Origin of the sequence: Fodinisporobacter ferrooxydans (genome assembly GCF_022818495.1) — a bacterium.
Classification (GTDB): domain Bacteria; phylum Bacillota; class Bacilli; order Tumebacillales; family MYW30-H2; genus Fodinisporobacter; species Fodinisporobacter ferrooxydans.
This window is the reverse complement of the sequence record NZ_CP089291.1, coordinates 1,771,396-1,780,000: the sequence shown is the minus strand read 5'-3', so window position 1 is coordinate 1,780,000 and position 8,605 is coordinate 1,771,396. Positions and strand designations below refer to the sequence as shown.

Here is an 8,605-nt window from a genome sequence, read left to right as displayed (position 1 = left end):
TTGTCAGATCTTTCGTTCATCGTTCACATAATTCCATTATGCTCACTTCTTCACGAAATCTCTTCCTGGCACTTCTCGCCGCTAGCGAGTCGCAGCTTGGTGCTGCATAAAACATGCATACCAAAAAATCGTTAAGCGCTCGGGTAAAACATTTGATGAAATTGTGTACTGCTTGCGCAGTTACCACGCATTGTATTCATCCTGTATACGATAGAATTCGCTATCCAGTTTTCAAAGAACATCAAGAACAAAGAACATAAAAAAGCCATTCCATATTCACGCTTCCTTGCGGAAGCAGGAAAGACATCATACTACATTGCATCTCACGATGCAAGTGTTGGATGTTTCCAGTTGAGGGAGGTTCCCTCAAAACTAACCAAGTGCAGGGCAATGTTCGTGTAACACAAACATTCTTTTTCGCATCCCCATAAGGGACTTATATTCCTTAGAAAGGAGGTGATCCAGCCGCACCTTCCGATACGGCTACCTTGTTACGACTTCACCCCAATCATCGACCCCACCTTCGGCGGCTGGCCCCAAATGGTTGCCCCACCGACTTCGGGTGTTGTCAACTCTCGTGGTGTGACGGGCGGTGTGTACAAGGCCCGGGAACGGATTCACCGCGGCATGCTGATCCGCGATTACTAGCAATTCCGGCTTCATGCAGGCGGGTTGCAGCCTGCAATCCGAACTGTGAACGGTTTTCAGGGGTTGGCTCCGCCTTGCGGCTTCGCATCCCGTTGTACCGCCCATTGTAGCACGTGTGTAGCCCAGGTCATAAGGGGCATGATGATTTGACGTCATCCCCGCCTTCCTCCGGCTTGTCGCCGGCAGTCACCTGTGAGTGCCCAACTGAATGCTGGCAACACAGATCAAGGGTTGCGCTCGTTGCGGGACTTAACCCAACATCTCACGACACGAGCTGACGACAACCATGCACCACCTGTCACCGCTGCCCCGAAGGGAAGGTGTATCGCTACACCGGTCAGCGGGATGTCAAGACCTGGTAAGGTTCTTCGCGTTGCTTCGAATTAAACCACATGCTCCACTGCTTGTGCGGGCCCCCGTCAATTCCTTTGAGTTTCAGTCTTGCGACCGTACTCCCCAGGCGGAGTGCTTAATGCGTTAGCTTCGGCACTGGAGGTGGTACCCTCCAACACCTAGCACTCATCGTTTACGGCGTGGACTACCAGGGTATCTAATCCTGTTTGCTCCCCACGCTTTCGCGCCTCAGCGTCAGCAATCGGCCAGTAAGGCGCCTTCGCCACTGGTGTTCCTCCACATCTCTACGCATTTCACCGCTACACGTGGAATTCCCCTTACCTCTCCGACGCTCAAGCACTCCCGTTTCCAAGGCCATCCCAGAGTTGAGCTCTGGACTTTCACCCCAGACGTGAAATGCCGCCTGCGCGCGCTTTACGCCCAGTGATTCCGGACAACGCTTGCCCCCTACGTATTACCGCGGCTGCTGGCACGTAGTTAGCCGGGGCTTCCTCCTCGGATACCGTCAACGCACGGGCATTTCCTCCCGTACGGGTTCGTCTCCGAAGACAGAGTTTTACAACCCGAAGGCCTTCATCACTCACGCGGCGTTGCTCCGTCAGGCTTGCGCCCATTGCGGAAGATTCCCTACTGCTGCCTCCCGTAGGAGTCTGGGCCGTGTCTCAGTCCCAGTGTGGCCGGTCACCCTCTCAGGTCGGCTACGCATCGTCGCCTTGGTGAGCCGTTACCCCACCAACTAGCTAATGCGCCGCGGGCCCATCGAATCGCGGTCCGAACGGACCTTTCCGTCTCCCTTCATGCGAAGGAAGAAACTATCCGGTATTAGCACCCGTTTCCGGGTGTTATCCCAAACGATTCGGCAGGTTGCCCACGTGTTACTCACCCGTCCGCCGCTAACGATGCAAAGCAAGCTTTGCATCGTCCGCGCGACTTGCATGTATTAGGCACGCCGCCAGCGTTCGTCCTGAGCCAGGATCAAACTCTCAAATGAACACTTAGTGCTTCAGCACTTCGTGTGAATTTACTCCGCAACCGAAGGTTGTCGGAGCTACCTATTCATTACTTGACCCTGTCAGAATCATTGCTGACTAATGACAGGAGTTACATATATAACTCCCTGCACTTGTTTAGTTTTCAAGGAACTTCAGGTTTTTTTCGTGAATCGCTGTATCTGTCGAAGCGACGTTTATTAATTTATCACACACCGTAAAAAGTGTCAACAACAATTTTAAATTTATTTTTCACTTGGTTCCATACACTTTTTTCTGCGTCACAACGAGATCCATCATTACATCATGATCGTCCACAGGAAATGTTTCATCAATTTGAAACTGATATGCTAAACCAATCTTTATCACTGGATTGGGTAGATTCGCTAGAAAACGGTCATAAAATCCTCCTCCATAACCTAAGCGTCCTCCATCTGTTCGGAATGCAACTCCAGGAACAACAACAACGTCAAGAGAAACATTGGACGCATCCTGCTTATTTATCACAGCTTCTGGCGGAATCTGCGGTTCCAGAATACCATATGCACCTGGATGCAGTTGTTCAAAACCCGTGATTTGTACAGGTAGCAATAATTTTGCCGCGTGATCGGTAACTGGCAAAAAAACTTGTTTCCCGTCCTCCAATAATCGTTCAACGAATTGGCGAGTTCCAACTTCACCGCGAAAATCAGAATACAGCATGATGGTTTTGGCATTTTGAATGGCAGACAGCCCCATGCATCGTTCTATAATAATCTTGTCGGCAGCAGCCCTATATTCTGCATCAAGTTCTTGCCGTTTCCGTATCATTTTTTGCCGTAAAAATTTTTTTTGTTGAATGGCTTTTGTTTGACATGCTAATCTGAATCCGTTTCCTAACCTGGGACCTAATGCACGCATTTCTGTTTGACTCGGCGGTGCCAAGTATTCATGGCCTTGTTTCACAAATACGATGCAACGTTTGCATGTACCCGATTGGCATTGAAAAGGTATGCCATCCAATTCGGGAATTTTCACTTTATCATTGACTAAAGTCAATATTGTCCGGCCTTCAATTGGCTCTACGGAAAATTCATTGCCATAACTCGAAACTACGATCATTGTTGCTACGACCTTTCTACTCAAAATCATCATATTTTTGGAAACGATCCAAAAAGACGTGCGTTGACGTTGCAACAGGTATTTGTTTATAACCGGGCAACTGCCATTGCGTCAAGAATCAACAACCTTTTCTTCGATAAAAACCAAGTTTGACAAACAGCCACGGCGCCATCCAGCTAATATACAAACCAAGTACGCTATATGCCAACCAATAATAAAGATTCTCCGGTGGTATCAGCAGCATAAAAATTTCGCGCAAAGCAGCCAACACTCCGCTGCCAACAATCAGTACACCCAAACGATCCAGAATGAAACTTGGCACTGTGCATGTTAACATTTTTTCTTCTATCATATATCCAATAAGCATACCAAACAAATATCCGCTTAGTTCAATTCCCTCTGCTTTTGGATAAATAAAAAAGATAAAGACTGATAACACCCCTGCAGAAAAAATTCTCGCAAAGGAAGTCAACCGCTTTTCCCTAAAAAAATCCTCCATTCGCAAACCCAACCAGATCACAGCGGCTCCCAGCAATAGTCCGGCTAAAACATCCAACGGCCAATGAACACCTAAGTATAATCGCGAAAATGTAATAGTAACGATTATCGCGCCGGCAAGTATCGTAAACCAAATGTTTCGAAATCTGGTGGCCAAATACCCCCAAAACGTGATAGCTGATTGACTATGCCCACTCGGGAAAGAATATCCTGGTGCAGATTGAATATACAAGGACCGGATTCCCGGATGGCCGATTGGACGAATCACCTGAAACCAAACTTTCAATGCTTCATTCATGCTGATCGAAGCAATAACAAGTGTTGCAACGCGGATACCCAATCGTTTTCCGAAGAACCAATAGACAATGGGAATGGCAAAAATATAGAAGTTCGTATTTCCAAAAAATGAAGAGAGAATCATCCATACATCTAACCAGGCATGTTCCAATTGTTGAATCCAGATAAGAATATGTACTTGCATGTCGTCACCTCTTTGCGTACTTGTCCCTTACAAACATGTACGTCCAAAAAGTTCCGGTTATGCCTATAATCTTATTTGTCCGATTGTTTAAACACGTATGGTCATGTACACTGGAACGGAAACGTTGATATAAAGGTGATTCTCATGATTCTTTTACAAGCATCCCACATTCAAAAATCATTTGCCGGCGATCCGATATTGCGAGACGCCAGCATTACCATTCAAGACAAAGATCGAAGCGCGTTAATCGGCATCAACGGTGCAGGAAAATCAACTCTGTTTAAAATTATCGCAGGCCAATTCACTCCCGACACCGGAGACATATCGATCAGCAAGCAGGCAACGATCGGCTACTTGGCCCAAACAGGGAGTCTTGATACAGAACAAACGATTTTTACCGCAATGCGTGCAGTGTTTCAACATATTTCCGAAATGGAAAGCCAATTAAAAAATCTAGAACTGCAAATGGGCGATGAAGAGATTCTTGGCAACTCTTCCGCTTACGAAAAACTTATGCAATCCTATTCCGCATTAACAGAAGCTTTTGAAGAAGCCGGCGGCTATGCCGTTGATGCAAAAATTCGCGGCGTTTTACATGGGCTGGGCTTTCCGGAAGAAACCCACCAAACGATCATACATACATTAAGCGGCGGACAAAAAACGCGACTTGCTTTATGTAAATTGTTGCTGCAGGAACCTTCTGTTTTGTTGCTGGATGAGCCAACAAACTATTTGGACATGGACACCGTCCAATGGCTGGAACAATACTTGCGCCAATACCAAGGAGCGGTATTGGTCATTTCTCATGATCGGTATTTTATCGATCACTTCGCCAATGCCGTGTATGAGTTAAATGATGGAGTAATTAAACAGTATAAAGGGAATTACACCGATTTTTTGAAACAAAAAGAAGCGGAACTGGAACAAACAATCAAGCTGTTTGAGCAGCAACAAGGCGAAATTGCCCGTCTGGAAGACTTTGTTCGCCGCAACATCGCGCGGGCTTCTACCTCCAAACGGGCACAGAGCAAACAAAAACTCCTTGATAAAATCGAACGGATCGACAAACCTACGATAAATCAACAAGTTTTCTTTTCCTTCGAAACTGCCAAGCGAAGCGGCAATGACGTACTACAAGGTACACAGCTTGGAAGTTTTCTCGGCGACCGCTGGATTTTCCGCAATCTCCATTTGGAAATCCGGCGTGGCGATCGGATTGCACTTTTAGGACCAAATGGGATTGGAAAATCCACGTTGATTAAAAGTTTAATCGGTGAACTTCCACTGGCGGAAGGATATGTTCAATTGGGAGCCAATGTGCAAATCGGATATTACGACCAGGAGCATAGTTCTCTTTCTTCTACATCTACCATCCTTCAGGAAGTATGGAACGAATATCCGGCACTTGACCGAACAACCGTACGCAGCGTACTGGGGCAGTTTTTATTCAGCGGCGAAGAAGTCGAAAAACTCATTTCATCATTGAGCGGCGGAGAAAAAGCTCGTGTTTTATTGGCAAAACTCATGCTCAAACAAGCGAACTTTTTAATTCTTGACGAACCGACCAATCACCTGGATTTATTGAGCAAAGAAATATTGGAAGAAGCGTTAGCCAACTATGATGGTACGCTTTTATTCATCTCACATGATCGATATTTTATTAATAAGCTTGCCAATCGCGTCATTGAGTTAACCCCTTTGGGAATGAAATCCTATTTGGGAAACTATGATGATTTTGTCGAAAAAAAGGCCCAACTGCTCGCATTGCAGGCACTGCAAAATACGCCTGCAATGCCAAAAAATAATGAATCCCCCTCTGTCAAGACATCCGCCAACCAAGAGCGGAGGTCGGAAGATAAGCAGCGGCAACGCGAGGAGCGAAAGCGGAAACGGCAAATAGAGGAAGTTGAGCAAAAGATATCAGAACTGGAAGATGCAATTGCATGGATCGAACAACAATTATGTGATCCGGCTACTTTTGCAGACCCTGAACAATCAATCGCCATCAACACTCGCTATCAGGAATTGCAAACTCAACTGGAAACGTTATTTGTCACTTGGGAAGAGTTGCAGGAAGATTAAAGGAATAAGCCTCCACCCCCACTTTCACTGTGGTTTTGGAGGTTTTTTCGTTTTGGGACTGATTCATTCGATGTTGCCCTTTTGGGATAGCCCCATCCGATATTCCAATAGCAGAAACCACTTGTTAAACCTTTTTGCAATCCTTTTTTTGAACGGTATACAATAGAAATAATTTTCCATATTCATAGCGCCCAAACCGATCCAGAATGCCGGATACACCATCAAGAAGCTGACAAGAATCCCGGAATCATTGACGATTCCACCTACAATGGATGTAATCACGAGGATGGGAAACAATTGCTGCCATGAATGTTTCTCCTTTTTCCATTGTCGATATACAGGATGATTGGTATACAAATAGCCAAAGAAAAGTAGCAGTGCACATATGCACATACTGATCCAAAACGGAGCATATGCGATCATATTCACATTCATTTGAATTTTATGGCGAATGATTTCACTGATTGCACTCCAATTTTTCTGTTCTGCCCAACGAATGAAATGGGCTCCGTGGGATACAGAAAATCCGGGGTGTATTTGTAATACCGCAGTAAAGACAACTGTTGCCGCTAACGAACCAAGAAAGAATGCCCGATTCCATCGCTGAACGTTCCTTCCCATTCGATACAGCAACAATGAGCTGCCAACTCCGACTGTTAATCCGCCTCCAATATTGGCTCCAAAGATTGGACTCGCCAAAAATGCCACAACTCCAACACTGCCAATCCATCCAAGCAGCCAATCGACTTTTCCGCATTTTTTAAAAATAGTGACTAAAATCATTAGCCATGCGCTTATAAAACCTGCTGCATACTCGTTGCCAATTCCATAATAACGGGCGCCATTCACAGGATCATAGCCAAATAAAGATTGGGAAAACGTGCTGTCATGCAGCAAAAGGAGGACACTCTGCACGAAAACGGCAACCACACTTAAATAAAGAAACTTGTTTTCCCATGCCTGCAGGAAAATGGCCGGGAGAGCAATCAGTACAGCCAGAAATAGGGTCATACCGACATACAGAACCAACGCAGCTTCCGATTTCCAGTTCAATTGTTCAAAAAGCAGCCGCTGGATCCTGCCCATGAGCAAAAACGCTGTCGGCAGTTCACTGCACACATAGCACAGCAATGAAAACCATCTGCTTTTGATTCGCAGCCATCCATTGATGCTCAATAACCACAAGATCAGGCAGCCGAAGACAAACGCTGAAAATATTCCCACAAGCAGAGGACGATTTGTTGTATACCATGTATTCAATTGATATACATGTTGGAGCGTTTGCATATTCGAAATTCGCTGCCGCTTGTCTTTTGCGAAGGTGAAAAGATTAGACGAAACGGGATCAAACGTATGGATCGGACTGCCTAATGTCTGTGGTACGTGTATTTGCAGTTGGCGGAAAATGGTTGGTACAAGATCAAAGTTGGCAGCGATCCCCTTTTGACGTGTCGTATCAGACGTAATACTGCTATCGCCTTTTATATTGGGTCCAATAATAGCAATGGGAGCAAGCCATTCATGTGTTCTTGCTTGTTCGGATGGAATCGTAACTCCCGCAACAATTAACGTATCATCCGCCGTGAGCTGACGTATCGTTTGCCAAATGAATTCATTCGTTCTCTCCAACGCCTGCAGACGCAATCGTCTATACTGATTCTCTGAAAAATAGGATCGCTCATGTTCGATAGCTTCCAAATCTCCCATGCCGATTGTAAGCAAGCCGCTTTGTTTGGAGTGGAGGAAATAGGATACATCATCCAGCAATTTCGGAACCGCATCAATCATCCCCCCGGCTGCAAACCGATCCTGTATACGGTATGTGTGTCCGTTTTTTTCATTTCCATATCGCGACACTTTGCCGTCTTTATCTACACTAAAAAGTGACGCCGGTTCGAACATGCCCCGATTCAACATCACCGGGCCTGCATACATACATACAAGTCCGGACTTTCGAAGACATTCGTGCATCCCGCCAATTCCCAAGCTAAAAATTGGTGTATGCAAAGGTTGTTGAAACCAATGTAAAGGTAAGTTCGGAACATTTGTCTGATTTTCTTCTGCATTTTTTTCTGCTTCGATGATCGGCTCTGCAAAATGCATCGGTGCACCTGCACTATAAGAGGCATACTCATCCCATGGACCATGAGATTTCTGCGTATTCATTGTCAAAAGACCAACGGCACCCAGCTTTGCAAGATGTTGAAAAGCAGGCAATTGCGGATTTTCAAAAATTTCTATGCCAACCGAATATAAAGGCAAAAAAATCACATGATGGGGATGACGCATGCCTGATTCCACCGGCTTCTGACTGGATGCCGCAGTTCCGGTCGGTGCAAAGATCAACGCAAAAAGCTGTATGAGGATATAGAGGAAAGCATGCCTTTTTCTTAGGAATCGTTTGCTTGGCATCGTTCGCAACATCGATCATCATCCTAGTCCAATACTCTGT

4 protein-coding genes and 1 rRNA gene are annotated in these 8,605 nt (G+C 45.7%); 1 reads left to right on the top strand and 4 read right to left on the bottom strand.

Annotated features, from left to right (window positions below; all coding sequences use genetic code 11):
- Nucleotides 1–449: 449 nt before the first annotated feature.
- From LSG31_RS08550 to LSG31_RS08540, 3 genes are all read right to left on the bottom strand, one after another.
- A 16S ribosomal RNA gene (locus LSG31_RS08550) occupies nt 450–1,993 on the bottom strand.
- Nucleotides 1,994–2,243: 250 nt separating this feature from the next.
- Nucleotides 2,244–3,092 carry a 5-formyltetrahydrofolate cyclo-ligase gene (locus tag LSG31_RS08545; protein ID WP_347438891.1) on the bottom strand — a complete coding sequence of 283 codons (849 nt, stop codon included), beginning with the start codon at nt 3,090–3,092 and terminating at the stop codon, nt 2,244–2,246.
- Nucleotides 3,093–3,210: 118 nt separating this feature from the next.
- Nucleotides 3,211–4,071 carry a phosphatase PAP2 family protein gene (locus LSG31_RS08540; protein ID WP_347438890.1) on the bottom strand — a complete coding sequence of 287 codons (861 nt, stop codon included), beginning with the start codon at nt 4,069–4,071 and terminating at the stop codon, nt 3,211–3,213.
- A gap of 144 nt (nt 4,072–4,215) precedes the next feature.
- On the opposite strand from LSG31_RS08540, the gene LSG31_RS08535 reads away from it, so the two are divergent.
- Nucleotides 4,216–6,153, top strand: coding sequence for an ABC-F family ATP-binding cassette domain-containing protein (locus tag LSG31_RS08535; protein ID WP_347438889.1), 1,938 nt, complete (start codon nt 4,216–4,218; stop codon nt 6,151–6,153).
- A gap of 63 nt (nt 6,154–6,216) precedes the next feature.
- Here LSG31_RS08535 and LSG31_RS08530 read toward each other — a convergent pair whose 3' ends face one another.
- A complete protein-coding gene (locus tag LSG31_RS08530; RefSeq protein WP_347438888.1) occupies nt 6,217–8,577 on the bottom strand; it encodes a hypothetical protein in 2,361 nt (786 codons plus the stop codon).
- Nucleotides 8,578–8,605: the final 28 nt, after the last annotated feature.